The organism is Streptomyces sp. 7N604 (assembly GCF_052245475.1).
Taxonomy (GTDB): Bacteria; Actinomycetota; Actinomycetes; order Streptomycetales; family Streptomycetaceae; genus Streptomyces.
This window is the reverse complement of record NZ_JBQQBX010000001.1, coordinates 91,296-110,592: the sequence shown is the minus strand read 5'-3', so window position 1 is coordinate 110,592 and position 19,297 is coordinate 91,296. Positions and strand designations below refer to the sequence as shown.

Here is a 19,297-nt window from a genome sequence, read left to right as displayed (position 1 = left end):
CGGTTCGCGGCTTCAAGATCACTCATTGCCCCTTTGTTGGGTATCTGGGTCACCCCCGACGGAGGGGCAGGGGGTGCGGCAGCGTCCCCCGTGTCCCCTGGCGGGGCCGGGTGCCCCCTGTGTGCAGGCAGGGGCGGGGCGATGAGGGGGACGCTGCGCGGTTCGGGAACGTCCCCGAGGCGTCCACCTGCGTCCCCTGTGCGTCCCCGGGATGCGGCGGCGCCCTAGTCGGCGTGGTGCCGTTCCGGGCACGGTAAGGGTCGGCCTACGCGGCGGGGAGTGCGCCTACTCGTTGGTCGGCGAGGCGGGCGGCGATGGCGGTGCGTAGGGCGTTGCTGGGGTCGGCGGTGCCGTCGACTTCGCGGCGCAGTCCGGCGAGGGTCTCGCGTAGGCCGGGTTCGATCTCGTCGAGGTCGAGGCGGGCGCGCAGTGCGGCGCCCTGGGCGGTGGGCAGGTGGTCGACGAGGGCGCAGTCGATGGTGTGCAGGATGCGCGCCGGGTCGGGCTCGGTGAACCCTGCGCCCGCGAGTCCCTGCGGCTTGGTGCGCTGGGCGGCGAGGTAGGTGGGCAGCTCGGCGCGCAGCGCGTACAGGGTGTCGGCGTCGGCTCCCGCGATGACCTCGGGCACGGTGCGCCCGGCGTCGAGCAGCGCGCGGGCGCGGTCCCATGCGCGCGCCTGGCGGGTCTCGGCGAGTAGCTGCTCGGCGGCGTCCCGGGGTCGGGCGGCGGCGGTGGCTTTGTCGGCCACGGTGCGTACCAGGGCGGCGGCGTTGTTGGCCTCGCGCTCGATGCGGTCCAGTTGTGCGGCGGCCTGCTCGCGCGCGGCGCTCTCCAGCTCGGCGCGGCGGCGGGCGTTACTGGGCCTCGAATTGAGCAAGGCTGCCGACCTGGTAGGCGGTGAGCACCTGGTCACCGGAGCGACGAGCGGATCTGACCGCGGACCCGTACCAGGCCCGGGCTGATCCGTGGTCCCCCATGTCCCAGCTGAGCCATGCGGCCAGGCTCGCTGCTTCACTGCCCACTGCTGCAAGGCGGGTCCGATCCACCGCGCTGCCGCTCTCGGAAGCGATCGTCTGAATCAGCCGCACGTGAGCTAGCACCGCCTCAGCCAGGTGCCGTGAAGGTGTCGAGCCGTCCATCCGCCGGAAGGCGGTGGTGGCCAGGCGTAATGCGGCGGCCTGACGCGAGTCCGGCGCCGCGTGTATCGCGGCCAGAGTCGGTGCCGCTGCCACGGCCAGCGAACTGGCCAGAAAACCACGCCGCTCCACGTTCTCCTGTCCATCCCCTTGCGCCGCATGCGCTGCTGTCGTGTCGGCGAGGCCGACCAGTCGCGGTGGGATGCCGAGATGGACTGCGGCTCTCGCCAGAATCGTCATGTTGTACGTGCCCACGCCGTGGCCCTCCAGCCGGGAGACCGCGGACTGGGTGATGCCACATGCCTCGCCGAGTTGTCGTTGAGTGACCCTGGCGGCTTGCCGCGCCAGTCGGATCACCCGTCCGAAATCGCCTTGCTGTGAGGCGAGTTTGAGTGCCTGCGATGACCAGTTCACGTTGATCGAACCCCCGTCACGTATGTACCGCAAGACTTTCGTTTCCCGGTGCCGATATACGCGCGACGCATACGCGTATGCGTCCGGCGCCTGAGGAGTGGCCCGGCTCGGCGAGAGGGCGATTCGGTTGCGTCACCACTCGCAGCAACGATGGGAACACTCTATGTCAGAACATGCTCTGGGCGACGTTGAGACGGCTCAGCGGAGGTTCCGCCGTTACCGTCGTTCGGTCTCCCTGGCCCGGCAATTCGCAGTCGAAGTGCTGAGCGGCTGGGGTGCAGTCGGAGTGATGGACGCGGCACAGGTGTGTGTTTCGGAATTGGTCACCAACGCCATCCGGCACGGCGTCCCAGCAGGCCGTGAAACGTTGCTCGTGCTGCGCATGGCGGACAGTCGGCTTCGCATCGAAGTCCACGACAGCGGAGACGGCCGGCCAGTCGCTCGAAGGCCCGTGGCCGATGACGAGACCGGTCGCGGACTGCTGCTTGTCGGCGAGCTGTCGGACGACTGGGGGGTGGAGCGGAGCGAGCCGGTCGGCAAAGTTGTATGGGCGGAGTTCAGCGTGAACGCCCCGCCCCCGCCACCTACCGCAGCAGCCTCCGCCCGTCCGAGCGGAACGTCGTGACCAGCGCCAGGCACAGCAGCGCGATCCCGACCCGGCCGGAGGCCTGCAGGAGCGGGCCGCGCAGCAGGATGAAGGCGTAGCCCGCGATCAGCGGGATGACGATCGCCAGGACGTTTCCCGGGCGTGGATCGTCGACCGTGCGGAGCGTGTAGCGGCGGTCGGCGCGGGCGCTGAGGTACCCCAGGCCCAGGAAGGCGCCCGTCATGCCCACCGGGCCGAAGTCCAGCCAGAGTTCGGCCCAGAGCGGCGACGACAGGTTCGTGTTGCTCATGCCCATCCACTCGCCCACCCGCACCCCCGAGTCCTGGGGCTTGCCGTGCCACACCGAGCGCGGCACGAAGAACAGCGTGGAGGCGGTGAGCTGCCGGCCGTATGCGTGGCCCGCGCCCGAGCCGACGAAGGTGATGGTGTTGGCGAGCATGCCGATCTGGTCGTAGTCCTTCCGCACCAGCGGGTCGAAGACGGAGGTGGACTCGACGGGCCGGTGCCCGCTCTCGTCGTAGCGGAACCGGTCCATGAAAGGGAAGAGGAGCAGCGCGGCCACCACCCCGAGGGCCAGCGCTGCCCGGTACATCACCGGGCTCCTCGGCAAGGCCGTGAAGAGGATCGAGAACAGCACGGTCAGGAACCAGTAACGCGGGTTCGAGACCGGGTTGTTGACCAGGGCGTTCACCCCGAGCAGGCCCGCCCAGGCCAGGAGGACCGAGGGGCGGCGGCGCGCGTGGCGGGACGTCACCAGCCAGCGGGTGAGGAAGAGGAAGGCCAGCAGCGCGGGCACCGTCCCGAAGCCGCGCAGGAACGCCGACCCGACCTGGGACTCACCGCCCCCGCCGCCCCCGCCGCCCCCGCTGCTCTGGATTCCCTCGCTGATCTCCTGGCGGCTGCTGAAGAAGACCGCGGGGCCGCCCAGCTTCACCACGAACAGCGCGCTCGCCACGTACGCCAGCGCGACCAGGAGCCAGAGCCGCCTGCGGCTGACCGATGCCGTACGCCGGTGCCTGCGGGTGCGGAGGACGGGGCGGTGGCGGGCCAGCAGCACGCCCACGTCGAAGGCCACGCAGCCGCAGAGCGCCAGCGAGACCGCCAGGACCAGGTCGGAGCGGGTGCCGACCACGGGTGTCGGCGTCTGGCCCAGGACGGCCTGCGCGAGCGGGGCCACGCCCATGGCGACGTAGACGAAGAGCCAGAAGGAGCCCTGGATCAGCCTGCGCCGGGCCGTGAGCGTCATCGCCGCGAGCCGGGCACCGGCGTACGCGGTGAGCACGAGCTGCAGCCAGTACGCCTCGTCCCGCACCCCGGGACCCGGCTGTACGGACACCAGCACCGGCAGGAAGAAGACCAGGCCCAGGACCAGCGGTACGGCGAGGGCGCGGGAGAGCACGGCGCGCGGGGAGACCGGCGGTACGTCCAGCGTGGCGGGACCGGCGGCGGCGTCGGTGGGATCGGCTGCGGCGTCGGCGGGACCGGCCGCGGCACCGGTGGGACTGCCCGCGGCCCCGGCGGGCCTGGCGGTCCGTACGTCAACTGCCATATTCCCCCGCTTCGTTCCCCAAGTTCCCCAATGCCCCCGGGCAGTCTAATGATGCGGCTAATCTGGCCGGGCGATGCTGGGGAGCATCGGGGGGAGGAATTTCCGGTGAAGGTTCTGCATGTCGTCACGCTGCACACGCCCACCAACGACTTCGGCGGGCCGACGCGCGTGGCCCTGAATCTCTCCAAGGGCCTCAGGGCCCGTGGGGTGGACGCGCGGATCGCCACACTGGGCGACGGATTCGACGGGCCGCTGCCCGACTCCGTGGAAAACGTCCCCGTCTTCATGTTCCAGGCGCGGCACGTACTGCCGCAGTTCGAAGTCAGCGGCATCGCCTCGCCCGCGCTGCTCGCCCGCGCCCGGCGCCTGGTGAAGGCGGCCGACGTCGTGCACGTGCACCTCATGCGCGACCTGATCACCCTGCCGTTCGCCCTCGCCGCGCTGCAGTGCGGACGGCCGCTCGTCCTCCAGACGCACGGCATGATCGACCCGACCGAGAAGCGCGTCGCGAAGGTCGTGGACGCGCTCGGGCTGCGCCGCGTGCTGCGCGGGGCCGACGCGATCCTGCACCTCACGGAGATGGAGCGGGAGGGAGTCGAGGCCGTCGTGACCCCGGCGCGGCTCCGCCGCACGGACCGGCTCGTCAACGGCGTCCAGCTCCAGGACCGGCGGCCCGCGAACGACGGCAGCCGCCCGCCCACGGTGCTGTACTGCGCCCGCGTACAGGCCCGTAAGCGGCCCGAGGACTTCATCTCGGCGATCCCGACCGTCCTCGCCAAGTACCCGGAAGTCCGCTTCGTCCTCGCGGGCCCCGACACGGGCGCGCTCGCCGGGCCGATGCTGGATCTCGCGCGCGGTCTGGGGGTCGGCCACGCCGTCGAGTACGTGGGCGCGCTCGACCACGCCGCGGTGCTCGAGCAACTGCGCCGCTCGGACGTGTACGTACTGCCGTCCGTCGTCGAGCCGTTCGCCGTGTCCGTGCTGGAGGCCATGTCCGTCGGGCTGCCGGTCGTCGTCACGAAGACCGGCGGCCTGTCCCCGGACGTCGAGGCGGCGGGCGCGGGCCGGGTCGTGGACAGCCGCCCGGACCGCGACAACGGCCCGCTCGTCGGCCAGGCCATCCTCGAACTCCTCGACCCGGCCGCCAACGAGGAGGCCTCGGAGGCCGCTTGGCGGCTGATCCGGGACCAGTTCTCGATCGAGAGGGTCGTGGACAACCTCCAGGGCATCTACGAGGAAATTGCCCAGTCAGTGAAAGAACCGGCGAAGAAGCAGAAGAAGCGCCCCTGACCGGCGGTGATGCGGCTGCGCCGCCGCCCTGGCCGCATCCCGCGGGCGTCCCTGATCCTGTCACGGCGACCCCGGTGTTCGCGTCGAGCGCATACCCCCTCCTCCCACCGCTCACTTGTCGAACGCCTGCTGGCACCTGGCTCACTTGTCCCCCTAGCGTCATGTGTTCCAGACCGGTGAGGCATGGCCGACGGGGGCACGGTTTGACGTTCATCATGGCCGCCGCGGCCGTCTACGGGGTCCTGCAATTGGCGGTGCTCGCCTGGCCGGTGCGCTCGGTGCGACTACCGACGGTGCTGTTGACAGTCGTGGTCGGCGTCTACGGCAGCGGCGTGGTCGCGGCGCTTGTGGAGCTGGTTTACGCCCGAGGCTCTACGGCTGTCACCGGGCGGCCGTTCGCGGACGTAATGGCTGAGGCGAGCTACACAATCGCCCCGGCCGTCGAGGAGATCGCCAAACTCGTGCCGCTCTTGCTGATCGGCTGGAACCTCAAGATTCGCTATCAGCTGGGGCTGGCCGATTACGTGGTGCTCGGCGCGGCCACCGGTGCCGGCTTGGGGTTGCTGGAGGTGCTGTTGCAGCACGCCCTGGATGCCCAGCGTGCCACCCCCTTTCCGCGCGGCGGCTGGATGTTGTCCGGCGGCATCAGCCTCGGCGCGACCTACGTCCCCGACTGGCACCGGGTGCTGACCAACTGGCTTCCGGCCCCCCTCGGCGCACTTGATCTCAGCTTCACCCGTCCCAGCCTGGACACCAACCTCCACTTGGCCTGGGGCGCCGCTGGCGCCCTGGGCGCCGATCTGCTGCTGCGCGGTCGCGGATGGCGGCGTGCCCTGGCTGTGCTGCCGTTGGCCTACGCCATCGGCCACCACACCCTGGTCAACTACACGGGGCAGCGCGGCGCCGATCCCCCCAGTTGGGCGGCGTCCCTGCTGAATGCAGCCGACTCCGCAGTCGGCTATGCCCCTCTGGCCTGCCTGCTCCTCGCGATGGCCGTCGACTTTCGCCGGCTCCGGCAGGGCAAGAGGGCGGTACCGGGAGTGCTACTGGCGGCCGAGCGTGCGGGCCGGTCGAGTCTTGTGGCGCTCGCCGGCTTCGGCGCCTGGTGTGTTCCCTGGTCGACCTTGCTCGCCATGCGCTTCGCCCGACTGCGCCGCTCGCTGCTGTACGCCGCGGCGCGTACCCCATCCGAGCGGTTCGAGCCGCTGCGTCAGGTCGTGGCCGAGATCACGGCGCGGATGGATGCCGTCAGCCACGAACGCGCGTGGGACTCATCCCGCATACGGGCGTACCTCAAGGCGGCGCGTGCCCGCCGGCCCTCCGGTCGGCGTTGGCTGCTGCTCGTCCCCTGCCTGCTGACACTGCCGTCACTGGTCTTCCTGGGCCTGGGCTCGTTCACCTCCACCAAACAGATCCAGGAGGACTTCTCCACCGGCTACGGCCCCACCCTGTTCATCGGTCTCGGCATCGCGGGTCTGGCCTGGATCATGTTCCAGCTGATCGTCCTGCTCCGTGCCTGGCGCACCAGCGCGACGCTCCCCCTGGGCGAAACGCTGGCCATCATCCGCCTCCGGCTGTTCACCGCCGTCGGCTCCGCCACCACTGCCGTCCTGCTTCTGACGAGCCGCTTCAGGGGAACCGCCCCCGATGGCGAGGCCGTTCCCACCCAGGCGATGCTCCTGGCAGCCCTGGAGGACATGAAGCTCTACCTCGGTTTTGCACTCCTGCTGTTCACCGTGGCCACCTTGGTCGTCCTTTTTCCGCCCGCAGGCGCCCTCGCCCTGGTCGGCGGCGGCGTCGTTGGGAGCTCCCTCGCGGCCGGGGGCGTGGCCACGACTCTCGCCACCGCCGGCGCCGTCCTCATGGCTGCAGAAGCCCGAGGCGGGAAGGGTGGCAGCGAGACACCGTCGAATTCGGGCGCCGAAGGTGGTCGCGGGCAGCCGGCGTCCGGGGAGACGAAAGAGGCACTGGTAAAAGAGCTGAAAGATCAGGGGGTGAAGTGCGATCCGGACAAGATCGTCCGTATTGAGCGAGGTGCGGACGGAAAGATTCGGTTCCTCGAGGAGGGGAACCAGCGGGCCGGTCTTCGGCACATCACAGGTCGGCATGCGCAAGATTTCGCCAACAAGGGCGTACCAGAAGCCGAGATCCCAGACGTGGTCATGGAGGCAACCACGTCCGGACAGCAGGTGGGCATGCAGGGGACCCGCCCTGTCTACCAGGTCAACTACAAGGGGAAGATACTGAAAGTGGCCGTGACCGTGGGCGGCAATGGGTTCATCGTTGGCGCGAACCCAGCATCGTAACGAACAGGAACTTAAATGCCGAAGCTATTGCTGTCCCCCGAGATTCAGTGCTGCCCCACCTGGGTCGAGAAGGAAGGAGTTCGGGAGAACGTGGATCCCTCCACCCTGCCCATCTCACCGGCCCTGACCGAGGCACTCAATGCATGGCGCGACCGTTGGGATGCCACATACGATCTTTCGGACCCGGCGAGCTCGGGATTCTCTTCAGCCGCAGAGGAGGAGAGTTTCAGGGTCGATGGCGTCTCACTTCTCGACCGGTTGAGATACGAACTCGGGGCCCAGTGGGACGTAGTTCTGGACATTCCATAGGTGTTCGGGAAGGCCACTCCACGGCACCCCGGTCCGCACCCGGTGCAAGGTCCCATTGATCACCTGCCGGAAGTCCCGCGGCCCGGCACCCCCCTGGCGAGGAACGTCGTGACGGTCCGGGTGAAGCGGCGGGGGTCGTCGAGCCATGGGAAGTGGCCGGCGCCCGGTTGGACCGCCAGTTCGGCCTCGGGGAACAGCTCGGCAATGGCGGCAGCGCTACGGGGAAGTGGGCCGCTGTCCACTTCACCTGCGAGGACCAGGACCCGCGCGTCCCAGGCGGCGATCGCGGCCCGGGCTGCTTCGGGGTCGAAGGCGGACACCGGCCCAGGAGTCTCTCGTGATCAGGGGGCCGTTTCACCGGCATCGAGGACGGCCTCGACGTCGACCATGACGTCGACCATGGCGCTGACGACCACTCCGCCCCGGTCGACCACGTCGTTCCAACTCACTCCGAAGTCATGGCGATTGATCCGCGTCGTGGCGGCGAAACCGGCGCGTCGCCGGGTGCCCAGATCCCGGCCATCCTCCCACCAGGGGGTATCCCACTGTCCCAAGTACGTGACGTCGAACGTCACGGGACGCGTTACTCCACGTACGGTGAGATCCCCGGTGATCTCGAATTCGGTCGCGCTCACCTGATGAGTGCGCGAGCCGACGAACGTCCACGTCGGGTGGTGCTCGACGTCGAAGAAATCGGCACTGCGCAGGTGCGCGTCGCGCTCGGGCTGACCGGTGTAGACCTGGGTCGCGTCGATCGTCGCCTCGATGCGGGCCTTCTCCGGCTCGTCGGGATCGACCTCCAGCAAGCCGTGCACGTTCTTGAGCTGCCCGCGCACGTAGGCGACCATCATGTGCCGGGCGCGGAACTCGGCGCCCGTATGACCGGGCTCGAAGAACCATTTAGTCGTGACCATGGCAGCTCCCCTGGGCACCATCCCCTCCGACCAGGATAGGACGATCGAGGGCCACGGGCCTGCGGTGGCCGACGCGGCTGCGTTCCGAGGCGCGCGCGTACGCGATGTGTGCGGGGCCGCTGAGCAGCGACAACGCCGGACCGGCGCCCGCCTCCCCCCGGCGGTGGCCGGGGGAAGGGCGGGATGGGGAATCACCGGTCGGACACCGCCTGGCCGCGGCCGCGTGTCGCCTCGCGCGACTTCAGTCCGATCTGCCAGCGGTAGAAGGACATCGCCAGCGCGTAGTCGAATCCGGCCCGCCCGTCCAGGAACCCCCGCTTGAAGACATAGGCGTACGCGAAGGACACCAGCGGCTTGAACGGCGCCTTGTGGAAGAGCTGCCCCTGCCGGGTTTTCGCCTGCCGGATCTCCTCCCTCACTTCCGGGTGCTGCTCCAGCCACGCCTCCCAGTCCGAGTAGCGGTTGTGCCGCTCGAACCAGGTCCGTACGGGATCCAGGTCCTCGTGCTCGATCGGGGACTTCAGCCGCCACACCGACGGGGCCACCGGCTGGTAGTGGCCCTCCTGCTCGCCCATTCCCGGGGCGTCCAGGTCCCCGAGGACCGGGAAGTGGCAGCGCGTACGGTCCAGCAGCGCCCGCTTGACGATGGTGTAGCCGTGCCGCAGGCGCCTGCCCGCGAACCAGTAGCCCAGCGGAATGTCGAACGCGGCGACCTTCACCGGCCGGGAGAAGACGTACCGCAGCTCCGCCAGAAGCTCAGGGCTCGGAGTCTCGTCACCGTCGAGGAACAGCAGCCAGGGCGTCTCGGGCCGGATGTGGTCCAGGCACCACTGCTTCTTCTTCGGGTACCCGCCGTCCCACTCGTACGGGACGACCTCGGCGCCCAGTTCGGCGGCGATCTTGCAGGTGTCGTCCGTGCTGGCCGAGTCGACCACGACGACCGCCTCGAAGTGGTCGATGACCGAGGAGACCGTACGGGCGATGTTCTCGGCCTCGTTCTTGGTCGGTATCGCGACCACGATGGGGAGTTTCCTCACCCCTGACCTCCCTTCTTCGCGGCCTCAAGCAGCGGCTGCTGCTCCGGGCACAGGTGGGTGACGGCGGGCTCGGCGTTCGCGATCTCGCCCGTGCGGATCGCGCTGACCGCCGCCTTGCGGTCGTGCTCGGCGGTGCGGGCGATCCGCTGGCAGGTCTCCTGGCCGATCTGGAGGACGGCCGCCGGGTCCGTCCCCTCGGGCACCCGGCCGGTCAGGTACTCCTTCTCCTTCTTGGTGAAGGAGCCGGTGGCCGGGGTCAGTTCGGACTTCGGAACCCTGGGCCCTCGAGGCGTCTGTCCGGCCGTGGCCCCGGACGGGCCGCCGTCCGCCGCGTCCGCGTCTCCGCCCGCCGCGGGCGTACGCGGGCCGGCTACCCCCGGCTCCCGGTCCTTCGCGCCGGAGTCGCCGGAGTCGCCGGAGCCGCCCGACCCCCCGCACCCCACCAGCAGCATCGCCGCCGCCGCGAGCGCGGCGGCGACGACGGCAGCCCGGGGACGCCGGCTCACGAGCCCGTCCCGAGGCCGCGGTGCGCGGAGACCTGCGAGCTTGAGAGCACGCTCGGGTAGATCGCCGTCTCGTCGATCTGCCCGGCGAAGTAGTCGCTCGTCGGGGTGCTCGGCCAGGAGGAGTTGATGCTGTCGCCGCCGACGTGCCAGTACCCCTCGTAGTTCTGGCTGCCGGTCACCAGCAGGTTGCTGGCCCTGAGCGACCCGTCCACGTACAGCCGCATCCCGCTGGACCCCTGAGTCGCCACGACGTGGTGCCACCGGCCGTCATTGAGCCCGGAGCCGCTGCTGATGGTCCGGACGCCGCTGCTGTAGACACCGAAGATCACCCGGCCGTCGTTGGTCATGTAGAGGTGCTTGTCGTAGCTGGAACTGGGCTCCTGGGTGCGGTTGCCGAAGCCGACGATCTTGCCGCCCTGGGTCGTCGTGGTCTTGAACCAGGTCTCGATGGAGTACGAGGCCGGGCGGCTGTGCTTGCGGTCGCTGTAGGTGTACTCGTCGGTGCCGTTGTAGCCCACGGCCGTGCTCGGCCCCGGCACGGCCGCCGGGGTCGCCCGGTAGGACGGCGCGTTGCGGTGCACGCCGCTGTTGTCCGTGCCCGATGCGTCTGCCGCGAACTGGCCGCTCGCCTCGTCGTACCGCCAGTACAGGCTGGCGCCGTCGGCCTTGATCCGCTCCGGGTACGCCTCGGCCGCCGACGGCACGGTGACCGACTGGGTGGCTGACTTGGCGCTGGTGTTGGTGCCGTCGCTCGCCGTGATCCGGTACGTGTACGTGGACCCGGGCGTGACGTCGGTGTCCCTGAAGGTGATCTGCGGGCGCACCCAGGGCAGCGAGGCGCCCGAGACGGTGTGGATCGGCGTCGTGGCGCCGTTCTTGTAGACCCGGTACGTCAGTTGGCTGTCGTCGAGGTCCAGGCTGGACTGCCAGCGCACGTTCACCTCGTCCGGCTTGGTGCTGGAGGCGTTCACCAGCGGGACGGACGGGGCGCCCGTGTCGGGACCGCTCGCGAAGCGGGTCAGGCTCTGCTGCCCGGCGCCGTTGACGGTGGTGAACTCGCCACCCACCCACAGGTAGTCCGTGCCGCCCTTGGCGGAGGTGGCCATCACCCGCGGCCCGATCTGCTCGCCCAGACCGTCATTGGTGTCCGGGAACCAGCCCAGCAGCGCGGGGTTGCCGACCGACTCGGCGAGCAGGTGCTTGCGGCGCTGGTTCGGGAACGCGCCCATGCTGCTGCAGTCGTGGGCGTGCGAGCCCGAGTAGAGCACGCCGCCGTGGACCGCGACCGCTTGGGTGGCGCCGAGGCAGGTGTCTCGCCAGCGCTGGTTGAAGTCGCTGAGGTTCAGGGCGATACGGCCGTCGAAGACCCCGCCGCCCGTGCCCTCGTTGCCGGTGTAGAAGCCGGTCGCGTCGGTGGTGATGTCCTTGACCACCGACGCGGTCGGGATGAAGCCGCTGCCGTACGCCTTGGCCAGGGCGCCGGTGGTGGCGTCGACCACGGCGAGGGCGTGCGAGCCGGTGCCGTTGACGGTGAAGAAGTCGCCGCCCAGCAGGACCTTGCCGCCGTCCGGGGTGACCTCCACGGCGCGGCCCGGCTCGTCGGCGTCGGCCGTCCACGGCAGGAGTTCACCGCCCGTCGTCACCGCACCGAAGTACCGGCGGCTCCGCCCCTCCAACGAGGTGAAGTCCCCGCCGAGGTAGACCGTCTCGCCGGTCACGGCCAGGGCCCGTACGGTCGCGCTCGCCGCCACCTTGAAAGACGACTTGGGCGTGCATGTGGCGATGTCGATCGCCGCGACGTTGCTCACCCCGACGCCGTTGACCGCCCCGAACTGGCCGCCCGCGTAAAGGGTCTGGCCGTCAGGAGAGACCGCGAGCGCCCGTACGGTGGCCGTGCCGGAGCCGATCGTGAACGACAGCTCGCAGGATGTCGGCGCGCCGGTCGCCGCGTCGAGCGCCACGAAGTTGAGCGCCTGCTGCTCGCTGTTGCCGGACGATGCGTCCGGCGGTCTGACGGTCGAGAACGTGCCACCGGCGAAGACGACTCCGTTCGCCTCCGCCATGGCCCAGACGATGCCGTTGGTCTGCCAGGTCGGCAGATCGTCGGCCGTGATCCCCACGGGCGGGGTGAGTGCCGACGCCCGCGGCGCCGATGCCACCACCCCCGCCCCGACGAGAGATGCGGCTGCCATCGTCAGGACAGCCGTGTATACCCCCACTGCGCTGCGCATGTGCCCCCCTGGCCCCTGCTGTTCTGTGCTCGCTCGCGATGTTCCGAGCCCGCTCGCGAGTCCGGCGGCCCAACCGGCCGCCTTGTGGACGGCAGGTTAGGGCGCTGCTCACCTTGCTGTAACCAGATTGGCCAAAATGGTGCCGGTACTTTGCACGTTGATGTGTCATCTGTCGATACGGACGGCGGTACCGGCCAACTCCGCCTCAAGTTTGGACACATCCGCATCCACCATGATGCGCGCCAGCTCCGGCCACTTGACCTCCGGCTTCCAGCCGAGCAGCGACTCCGCCTTGGAGGCGTCCCCGATGAGGGCGTCGACCTCGCTGGGGCGCTCGTACTTGGGGTCGAACCGCACGTATTCGGCCCAGTCGAGCCCGGCCGCCGAGAAGGCCACCTCCAGGAACTGCCGTACGGTCCCGGCCTCGCCCGTCGCCACCACGTAGTCGTCCGGCTCGTCGCGCTGCAGCATCCTCCACATCGCCTCGACGTACTCCGGGGCGTAGCCCCAGTCGCGTAGGGCGTCGAGGTTGCCGAGGTAGAGCCGGTCCTGGAGGCCGGCCTTGATACGGGCGACCGCACGGGTGATCTTGCGGGTCACGAAGGTCTCGCCGCGGCGGGGCGACTCGTGGTTGAAGAGGATGCCGTTGACGGCGAAGAGGCCGTATGCCTCACGGTAGTTGACCGTCGTCCAGTAGCCGAAGACCTTGGCGCAGCCGTACGGGCTGCGCGGATGGAAGGGCGTCTTCTCGTTCTGCGGGGGCGGGGTGGCGCCGAACATCTCCGAGGACGACGCCTGGTAGATCCGGGTGTCGACGCCGCTCGCCCGGATCGCCTCCAGCAGCCTGAGCGACCCCATGCCGGTCACGTCGCCGGTGTAGAGCGGCGCGTCGAAGGAGACCCGGACATGGGACTGGGCGCCCAGGTTGTAGACCTCGTCGGGTCCGAGGTCGCGCAGCAGATTCACCAGCGCCACGCCGTCGGAGAGGTCGGCGTGGTGCAGGACGAGTCTTCGGTCGGGCTCCTGCGGCCCCTGGTAGATGTGATCGAGCCGCTCGGTGTTGAACGAGGACGACCGGCGCAGCAGGCCGTGCACGGTGTAGCCCTTCGACAGCAGCAGCTCGGCGAGATAGGAGCCGTCCTGGCCGGTGACGCCGGTGATCAGTGCGGTTTTGCCCATGATGTGCGTGTCCCCCCTCGGGATTTGTGCGTATGTGCGCTATGCGGTCATTCGCCCTGGCAGAATCCGGTGCCATGACGCGAGCGAACGAGCTGTTGCCGGGCGGGGCCCGGATATTCGTGGCGGGCCACCGGGGCCTGGTCGGATCCGCGATCACCCGCCGCCTCACCGCGGAAGGGCATGAGGTGATCACCCGCGGCCGGGCGGAGCTCGATCTGCGCGACGCCGCGCGGACCGAGGCCTTTCTGCGGGACGTACGTCCTGACGCCGTCGTGCTGGCCGCCGCCAAAGTGGGCGGCATCATGGCCAACAGCACTTATCCGGTTCAGTTCATCGAGGACAACCTGCGCATCCAGCTCAGCGTAATCGCCGGAGCGCACGCGGCCGGCGCCGGCCGGCTCCTCTTCCTCGGCTCGTCGTGCATCTACCCCAAGCTGGCGCCGCAGCCGATCCGCGAGGACGCGCTGCTGACCGGCCCGCTGGAGCCGACCAACGAGCCGTACGCGCTGGCCAAGATCGCCGGAATCGTGCAGGTCCAGTCCTACCGGCGGCAGTACGGCGCCTCGTACATCTCCGCCATGCCGACCAACCTCTACGGGCCCGGCGACAACTTCGACCTCGAGACCTCGCATGTCCTGCCCGCGCTCATCCGGCGCTTCCACGAGGCGAAGCGGGACGGGCGGGAGGAGGTCGTGCTGTGGGGCACCGGCACCCCGCGCCGGGAGTTCCTGCACGTGGACGACCTGGCGGCGGCCTGCGCGCTGCTGCTGCGGCGCTACGACGGGGACCAGCCGGTCAACGTCGGCTGCGGCGAGGACCTGACGATCCGCGAACTGGCCGAGACGGTGCGGGATGTGACCGGCTTCGAGGGCCGTATCGCCTTCGACCCGACGAAGCCGGACGGCACCCCGCGCAAGCTGCTGGACATCTCGCGGATGGCGTCGCTCGGCTGGAAGCCGAGGGTCCCTTTGCGGAACGGCATTGCATCGGTATACGCGAACTGGCTGGCGCAGGACTGACGGGTCGTGGGCATTCGTTGCCACCTCAGTACGCCCCACGGCCGTCGACGACGGCCCGAAACGTACGGGCGATGACATCCAGGTCCTCGCCGATCGACCAGTTGTCCGCGTACCGAAGGTCCAGCGCCACCGTCTCGTCCCAGGACAGCTCCGAGCGCCCGCTGACCTGCCACAGCCCCGTGAGCCCCGGCTTCACCGTGAGCCGCCGTGCCGCCACCTCGTCGTACTGCGCCACCTCCTCCGGCAGCGGCGGCCGCGGCCCCACCAGCGACATGTCGCCGCGCAACACGTTCACCAACTGCGGCAGTTCGTCCAGCGAGCTGCGCCGCAGCCACCGCCCGATCCGTGTCACGCGCGGATCGCGCCGCATCTTGAAGAGCGGCCCGTCCTGCTCGTTGGCGGATATCAGCTCCACCCGGCGCTGCTCGGCGTCCACCACCATCGTGCGGAACTTCCACATGGTGAAGGGGGTGCCGTCCTGCCCGATCCGGGTCTGGCGGTGCAGCGCGGGACCGGCGGAGTCGAGCCGTATGGCCAGCGCCAGCAGCCCGTACAGCGGAGCCAGCAGCAGCAGACCCAGCGCCGCCCCCGCCCGGTCGAGTGCCGACTTCGCGACCAGGTGCAGTCCGCGCCGCACCGGCGGTGCGACGTGCAGCAGCGAGAGCCCGGCGACCGTGGCCGCCTGGATCCGGCGCAGCGCCACGTCCGTCAGACCGGGCGAGACGGCCAGCGGCAGCCCGGCGTCGTGCAGCGCCCAGGAGAGCCTGCGCAGCCGCTCCCCGCTGAGCCGGGGGCCGGGGGCCACCAGCACCAGCTCCGCGCCCAGCTGTTCGGTCGCGGCCAGGACCGGGACCCAGTCCTCGTTCGGGGTGGCGGGCTGGGCGGAGCCGAGGCGGGTGAGGGCAGGGAGCCCGGATGTGAGCCGCCCTTCGCCCACCGGGACCGCGCCGACGACCACGTACGCGTGATCCGTCCGGCTCGCCAGGTGCTCGACCACGTCGTCCGCGGCACCCGGTTCGCCTATCACCAGCACGCGGTGCACGGACTGCGCCTCGCGCCGCAGCGCGGTCAGATGCCGGTGGGTCGCCTTCCGGCAGACGACGGTCACCGTCGGCGCGGCCGACAGCGCGAGCAGCGCCAGCGCGGGTTCGGAACTCTCCCCGAGGGCCACCCGGGCGACCGCGAGCAGCCCCAGCATCGTGAACCAGTCGCGGAGTACGGGCAGTACGCCACGCGACTCGCCCAGCGCGTGGGCGGCGTAGCGGCGATGGGACGCCCGTACGCCGAGCCAGACGGCCGTCGCGGTGAGCGCGGCCAGGACCGGATGCGGCTGGAGCGTGACACCGAAGACGATGAGCACGGGCACTGCGATGCCCAGCACATCCGTGGCCAGCGCCACGGGCAGATACCACGGCGCCTTGTCGCTGCGCCTACCGCCGGGCAGAGTGCTTTGAGCGGATACCGGTCTGAGCCGCCCGGCCCCCGATCCGGAATAGGACATATCGACACGCCGCATGGACCCCCCCTGGCACGTCGCGACCAAAGGCGCACCGGATCACTTCCCCAAGTGACGATGGTGCGCAAGTGCTGTGCAAGTGCTGTGACGGTATGGCAATCGGCTGGGCGTCCGCCGGGGTTTGCCGTTATTTGCTGCCTGATACCCCGCGGGTTCACCTTTGGCCGACGGCCGAATCCAAGCCCTTTCTCTTCCTCTCCGCGGCTGCTGCGCCCGCCGGGCCAGTACGCGAACGCGCGTAACGCTGCTTGCGCGCCGCGGAAGAGGGCCGAAAAGCGATGTTGTGTGAACTCCACCACGGCGATCGGGGCAAGCGCTTCGAAGCGCTTTCGGTGAGGGAGCGCAACACATTGTGCTGGCTGTTCTGCCGGTGGCAGCGGACGGACGGCGCTTCACCGCATGCGCCGTCGTCGTATCGCTGGCGCTGCTCGCCATCGGCTACGGCGCCATCCAGCCGATAGGCGCCTCGCCACCCGCGCCCACGCAACCTGTACAGCGGGACGTGTGCCCCGCCAGGGGCCGGGCAGGGCGGCGTTGCGTGCGGTCAGGCGCGCCTGGCCCCAGGGGGCCATACCACATCAACCGGGAGGCCGGCCTCCTGCGCGGCGTGTACGACGTCAGCCGTGCCGCCGCCCTTGCCACTCGGCGGTTCCCCGTTCCACACAGCGACGACACGGTCAGCACGCTCGAGGAGGATCGTGTTCGCTGCCTCGTACGCCTCGCGGTTCGCTGTCTTGTACGGCATGACCAGCACCTCGTCCGCGGCCTCCAGCAGCCGGTCGAAGACCGGGGCGTGGTCCGGCTTCACCTTCGCCTGCCGGTAGTCATTCGAGGGCAGGACGACGACCAGGTGGCCGCCGACCTCGAGCAGCTCCTCAGCGAAGAGGCTGTCCGAGCCTCGTGCGATGCATGACAGACCCACCAGGTCGCCGTCGGCGTACTGACCCAGCACATCCCGCAGGCCTGCCCGCACGAGTTCCACACTGTCGTCGGTGAGGTCCATGTGCCCGGTCGCCGCGATCGTCGTCACGCTGCTCTCCCTTTCAGCTGGCCAACAGGTCGCGGATCCTACCTCGCGCCTCCCGGACGGCTCGGGAGGCACTGTGGCCCACGGTGTATGGGTACAGCTGGCCGAGCTGCGTTCGGACCCGGGAGGACTGTGTGAGTTCTGCGGCCTCCACGGCGCGGTGTGTATGGTCCACGGCCCCGGAAAGGTCTCCAACGAGGAAGCGGCATTCGGCGAGCCCGATCCGGTCGAGGGCGTGACTCCGGCCGGCCTCCGGGCCGCGGCGGTCCAGGGCGCAGCGGATCTGCCCGGAGGCGGCATCGGCGTGCGCGCTCGGGTCCTGGCGGGCGAGGTCGAGCAGGCGGCCGCCGGTGACTCCGGCCAACTCGGCCTCGTCGAAGTACGAGATCCAGTACGGCTCTTCGTTGTCTGCTGCGTCGGCGAGCGCCTCGTGGGCTTGCTCGGTCGCCCGGCGGAATGCCGCGGTCCGGCGCATGGCAGACAGAGCCCAGGCTTCGCGGGTGTGCAGCATGGCGCGGACGCGGGGGCCAGCAATGCCTCGCGAGCCGTCCTGAGCGAGCCGCACGAGCTCCAGGGCGTCTTGCGGCCGGTCGCGGTACAGCATCTGCCGGGCCATACCCGCCAGCACGTTGGCGCCGAACAGGGTGTCTTTTCCGGCGTGCGCGGAACGTAGCGCGAGGCCGTAGTAGTCTTGGGCGCGGCGCTGCAGGCCCGAGTCCCATGCCATCGTGGCGGCGGTCCCGGCCAGCTGCGCCATGACCCTGTAGAGGCGCTGTTCGATGGCCGATGTCTGGTGCTCGTCCAGGGCGGTCGCAACTTCGTTGAGCTGGCCGAGGACGGCCTTGCGACGGAGCCCTCCGCCGTACCGGTGGTCCCAGCGGCGGAAGGCGCGGGCGGTCTGCTCGAGCTGGTCGACGTCGCGGAGGCCGAGACGACCGGGGCCGCGGCGAGGCTCGGCGGCGGCTGCTGGCTCGCGCCAGCCTTCCAAGGGGTCGAGCAGGGCGGCTCCGGTCACAACCGTGGCCGCCACGGCGCGTGCGGCCGTGCGGCGGTCCATCATCAGGTCGCTCCTCGTCAGGTGTGCGGCCAGGTCCACGGTGGCGTCCGGACGCCATGGGACCTCATCGGTGCCTGGCCGTTCACCCGGCGACAGTGACGGGTGGTCGTCATGCTGCTCCTGCTGGCCCTCCCACGGTCGTGGGGCGAGCCCGAGCAGGTTTCCCGGGATGCGCAGCCCGTCAGCGATGCGCGCGATGACCTCGAAGGAGGTCACCTGCTGCGCTCCGCTGATGATGGTCGACACCTTGCCCGGCGTGAGGCAACACGCGGCCGCAATGCGGTTCTGGCTGAGGCCGCCCCACTTCTTGATCAGGGTGAAGGCGGCCGCGAAGTCGTGCTCCACGAGGGCTCGGCGTAAGTCGTCTCGGTCGAGGACATCTGCGGCGAGCGGGCCGGGGGTTGCGGCGTCCATGGGGCCAACTTCCGGTGCGAGCTTAGGCACGGACGAGGGTCGCACTGCCGTGGAAACGAGTGTATTACCGACTCGGTAACCCCCGCTGGTCATCCCGAAGTTGGCGGCACGGGCACGAATCTCGGTGTGTGACCCGATCGTCGATGCCCGGGAGCGAGCCCGTGGACAGGCCAGGAGAACCGCCAGAGAGGTTCGACCTCGACTGGATCCCGCGCACCGCTGGTGTGCGCAACGCCCACTGCGGAGCCATCGGTTGGCATGCCGTGCGTATGCCGACCATCTGGGGCAACTGCGTGCTGCGGCAGCTCGGGCAGAAGACTGGTGCGGTCGTTGATGACCAGCTCAGCCACCGCCTGTACTGGCTCATCCCCGTGGATGGTGCCGCTGGCTGGCAGGTGCCCGCGGCGCACGACATCGAGATCCTCGGCGACGGCTACCAGCTCCTCGTCCCCGGCACGCTCCGGGACCACCTGCTTAAGTGGCTCGTGCCGCCCCGGCCTTACCGGCTTCTGACCGCACCGGACGACCTGATCGCCGCCATCACCACGGCGCTCGGCCCGCGGCCGGAGGTGGCCGGGTGCTGAGGGACTGGTGCAGCTGGCACGAGGGCTACGCCGAAGGCACGAAGCTGGTGAAGATCGTGGAGACCGGCAGCGGACCCGGTGGCATGCTCTACGCCTGCGGCGAGTGCCGGGTCGAGCGCGGGCTCACCCCGCTTGTGGACGAACCCCCACCAGGCCGCGCGCGGCGCGGCCCGCCCAGGACCGGGCCGTCGACGTGACGGCG

18 protein-coding genes are annotated in these 19,297 nt (G+C 70.1%); 6 read left to right on the top strand and 12 right to left on the bottom strand.

Annotated elements, in window-relative coordinates; translation table 11 throughout:
- Positions 1 to 265 precede the first annotated feature (265 nt).
- Together ACTWP8_RS00480 and ACTWP8_RS00475 are read right to left on the bottom strand one after the other, a co-directional pair.
- Positions 266 to 877, bottom strand: a complete 612-nt coding sequence (locus ACTWP8_RS00480; RefSeq protein WP_443320130.1) for a hypothetical protein — start codon at positions 875 to 877, stop codon at positions 266 to 268.
- On the bottom strand, positions 855 to 1,550 hold the full coding sequence (locus ACTWP8_RS00475; protein ID WP_443320129.1) for a helix-turn-helix domain-containing protein: 696 nt from the start codon (positions 1,548 to 1,550) through the stop codon (positions 855 to 857). Before ACTWP8_RS00475 ends, ACTWP8_RS00480 begins: the two co-directional genes overlap by 23 nt.
- 163 nt (positions 1,551 to 1,713) lie before the next feature.
- On the opposite strand from ACTWP8_RS00475, the gene ACTWP8_RS00470 reads away from it, so the two are divergent.
- Complete coding sequence (locus tag ACTWP8_RS00470) at positions 1,714 to 2,175, top strand: ATP-binding protein (RefSeq protein ID WP_443320128.1); 462 nt, start codon at positions 1,714 to 1,716, stop codon at positions 2,173 to 2,175.
- Here ACTWP8_RS00470 and ACTWP8_RS00465 read toward each other — a convergent pair.
- A complete protein-coding gene (locus ACTWP8_RS00465) occupies positions 2,135 to 3,706 on the bottom strand; it encodes a hypothetical protein (protein ID WP_443320127.1) in 1,572 nt (523 codons plus the stop codon). The genes ACTWP8_RS00470 and ACTWP8_RS00465 overlap by 41 nt on opposite strands.
- Positions 3,707 to 3,811: 105 nt before the next feature.
- Here ACTWP8_RS00465 and ACTWP8_RS00460 point away from each other — a divergent pair, with 105 nt between their 5' ends.
- Both ACTWP8_RS00460 and ACTWP8_RS00455 read left to right on the top strand, forming a co-directional pair.
- A complete protein-coding gene (locus tag ACTWP8_RS00460; protein WP_443320126.1) occupies positions 3,812 to 4,996 on the top strand; it encodes a glycosyltransferase in 1,185 nt (394 codons plus the stop codon).
- Positions 4,997 to 5,199: 203 nt separating this feature from the next.
- Positions 5,200 to 7,302 (top strand): hypothetical protein, encoded by a 2,103-nt coding sequence (locus ACTWP8_RS00455; RefSeq protein WP_443320125.1) that lies wholly within the window; start codon positions 5,200 to 5,202, stop codon positions 7,300 to 7,302.
- Between the two features lie 368 nt (positions 7,303 to 7,670).
- Here ACTWP8_RS00455 and ACTWP8_RS00450 read toward each other — a convergent pair whose 3' ends face one another.
- The 6 genes from ACTWP8_RS00450 to gmd all read right to left on the bottom strand — a co-directional run bounded on the left by ACTWP8_RS00450 (position 7,671) and on the right by gmd (position 13,478).
- Positions 7,671 to 7,931 (bottom strand): alpha/beta fold hydrolase, encoded by a 261-nt coding sequence (locus ACTWP8_RS00450; protein ID WP_443320124.1) that lies wholly within the window; start codon positions 7,929 to 7,931, stop codon positions 7,671 to 7,673.
- A 21-nt stretch (positions 7,932 to 7,952) separates the two neighbouring features.
- Positions 7,953 to 8,525 (bottom strand): YceI family protein, encoded by a 573-nt coding sequence (locus ACTWP8_RS00445; RefSeq protein WP_443320123.1) that lies wholly within the window; start codon positions 8,523 to 8,525, stop codon positions 7,953 to 7,955.
- 191 nt (positions 8,526 to 8,716) lie between these two features.
- Positions 8,717 to 9,562: a glycosyltransferase family 2 protein gene (locus ACTWP8_RS00440; protein WP_443320122.1), complete on the bottom strand. Its 846-nt coding sequence runs from the start codon at positions 9,560 to 9,562 to the stop codon at positions 8,717 to 8,719.
- Positions 9,559 to 10,068, bottom strand: coding sequence for a hypothetical protein (locus ACTWP8_RS00435; RefSeq protein WP_443320121.1), 510 nt, complete (start codon positions 10,066 to 10,068; stop codon positions 9,559 to 9,561). Before ACTWP8_RS00435 ends, ACTWP8_RS00440 begins: the two co-directional genes overlap by 4 nt.
- Positions 10,065 to 12,299, bottom strand: a complete 2,235-nt coding sequence (locus ACTWP8_RS00430; RefSeq protein WP_443320120.1) for a LamG-like jellyroll fold domain-containing protein — start codon at positions 12,297 to 12,299, stop codon at positions 10,065 to 10,067. Before ACTWP8_RS00430 ends, ACTWP8_RS00435 begins: the two co-directional genes overlap by 4 nt.
- Before the next feature lie 165 nt (positions 12,300 to 12,464).
- Complete coding sequence (gmd, locus tag ACTWP8_RS00425) at positions 12,465 to 13,478, bottom strand: GDP-mannose 4,6-dehydratase (protein ID WP_443320119.1); 1,014 nt, start codon at positions 13,476 to 13,478, stop codon at positions 12,465 to 12,467.
- A gap of 74 nt (positions 13,479 to 13,552) precedes the next feature.
- Between gmd and ACTWP8_RS00420 the strand changes: the two genes are divergently transcribed.
- Entirely contained in the window at positions 13,553 to 14,497 is a 945-nt protein-coding gene (locus ACTWP8_RS00420; protein WP_443320118.1) for a GDP-L-fucose synthase family protein, read from the top strand.
- A gap of 25 nt (positions 14,498 to 14,522) precedes the next feature.
- Here the strand turns inward: ACTWP8_RS00420 and ACTWP8_RS00415 are convergent, their stop codons facing one another.
- From ACTWP8_RS00415 to ACTWP8_RS00405, 3 genes are all read right to left on the bottom strand, one after another.
- Positions 14,523 to 16,013 carry a sugar transferase gene (locus tag ACTWP8_RS00415; RefSeq protein ID WP_443320117.1) on the bottom strand — a complete coding sequence of 497 codons (1,491 nt, stop codon included), beginning with the start codon at positions 16,011 to 16,013 and terminating at the stop codon, positions 14,523 to 14,525.
- Positions 16,014 to 16,557: 544 nt separating this feature from the next.
- The gene (locus ACTWP8_RS00410; protein ID WP_443320116.1) at positions 16,558 to 17,043 is read right to left on the bottom strand and encodes a hypothetical protein; all 486 of its coding nucleotides are present in this window, start codon (positions 17,041 to 17,043) and stop codon (positions 16,558 to 16,560) included.
- A 13-nt stretch (positions 17,044 to 17,056) separates the two neighbouring features.
- Complete coding sequence (locus tag ACTWP8_RS00405) at positions 17,057 to 18,511, bottom strand: helix-turn-helix domain-containing protein (RefSeq protein ID WP_443320115.1); 1,455 nt, start codon at positions 18,509 to 18,511, stop codon at positions 17,057 to 17,059.
- A 269-nt stretch (positions 18,512 to 18,780) separates the two neighbouring features.
- Between ACTWP8_RS00405 and ACTWP8_RS00400 the strand changes: the two genes are divergently transcribed.
- Together ACTWP8_RS00400 and ACTWP8_RS00395 are read left to right on the top strand one after the other, a co-directional pair.
- The gene (locus ACTWP8_RS00400; protein WP_443320114.1) at positions 18,781 to 19,095 is read left to right on the top strand and encodes a hypothetical protein; all 315 of its coding nucleotides are present in this window, start codon (positions 18,781 to 18,783) and stop codon (positions 19,093 to 19,095) included.
- Positions 19,089 to 19,292 carry a hypothetical protein gene (locus tag ACTWP8_RS00395; RefSeq protein WP_443320113.1) on the top strand — a complete coding sequence of 68 codons (204 nt, stop codon included), beginning with the start codon at positions 19,089 to 19,091 and terminating at the stop codon, positions 19,290 to 19,292. The genes ACTWP8_RS00400 and ACTWP8_RS00395 overlap by 7 nt, the downstream gene beginning before the upstream one ends.
- Positions 19,293 to 19,297 lie beyond the last annotated feature (5 nt).

Coding starts and splice junctions, on each gene's coding strand:
- ACTWP8_RS00470 (WP_443320128.1), top strand. CDS start 1,714: ATGTCAGAACATGCTCTGGGCGACGTTGAGACGGCTCAGCGGAGGTTC.
- ACTWP8_RS00465 (WP_443320127.1), bottom strand. CDS start 3,706: ATGGCAGTTGACGTACGGACCGCCAGGCCCGCCGGGGCCGCGGGCAGT.
- ACTWP8_RS00445 (WP_443320123.1), bottom strand. CDS start 8,525: ATGGTCACGACTAAATGGTTCTTCGAGCCCGGTCATACGGGCGCCGAG.
- ACTWP8_RS00430 (WP_443320120.1), bottom strand. CDS start 12,299: ATGCGCAGCGCAGTGGGGGTATACACGGCTGTCCTGACGATGGCAGCC.
- gmd (WP_443320119.1), bottom strand. CDS start 13,478: ATGGGCAAAACCGCACTGATCACCGGCGTCACCGGCCAGGACGGCTCC.
- ACTWP8_RS00420 (WP_443320118.1), top strand. CDS start 13,553: ATGACGCGAGCGAACGAGCTGTTGCCGGGCGGGGCCCGGATATTCGTG.
- ACTWP8_RS00415 (WP_443320117.1), bottom strand. CDS start 16,013: ATGCGGCGTGTCGATATGTCCTATTCCGGATCGGGGGCCGGGCGGCTC.
- ACTWP8_RS00405 (WP_443320115.1), bottom strand. CDS start 18,511: ATGGACGCCGCAACCCCCGGCCCGCTCGCCGCAGATGTCCTCGACCGA.
- ACTWP8_RS00400 (WP_443320114.1), top strand. CDS start 18,781: ATGCCGACCATCTGGGGCAACTGCGTGCTGCGGCAGCTCGGGCAGAAG.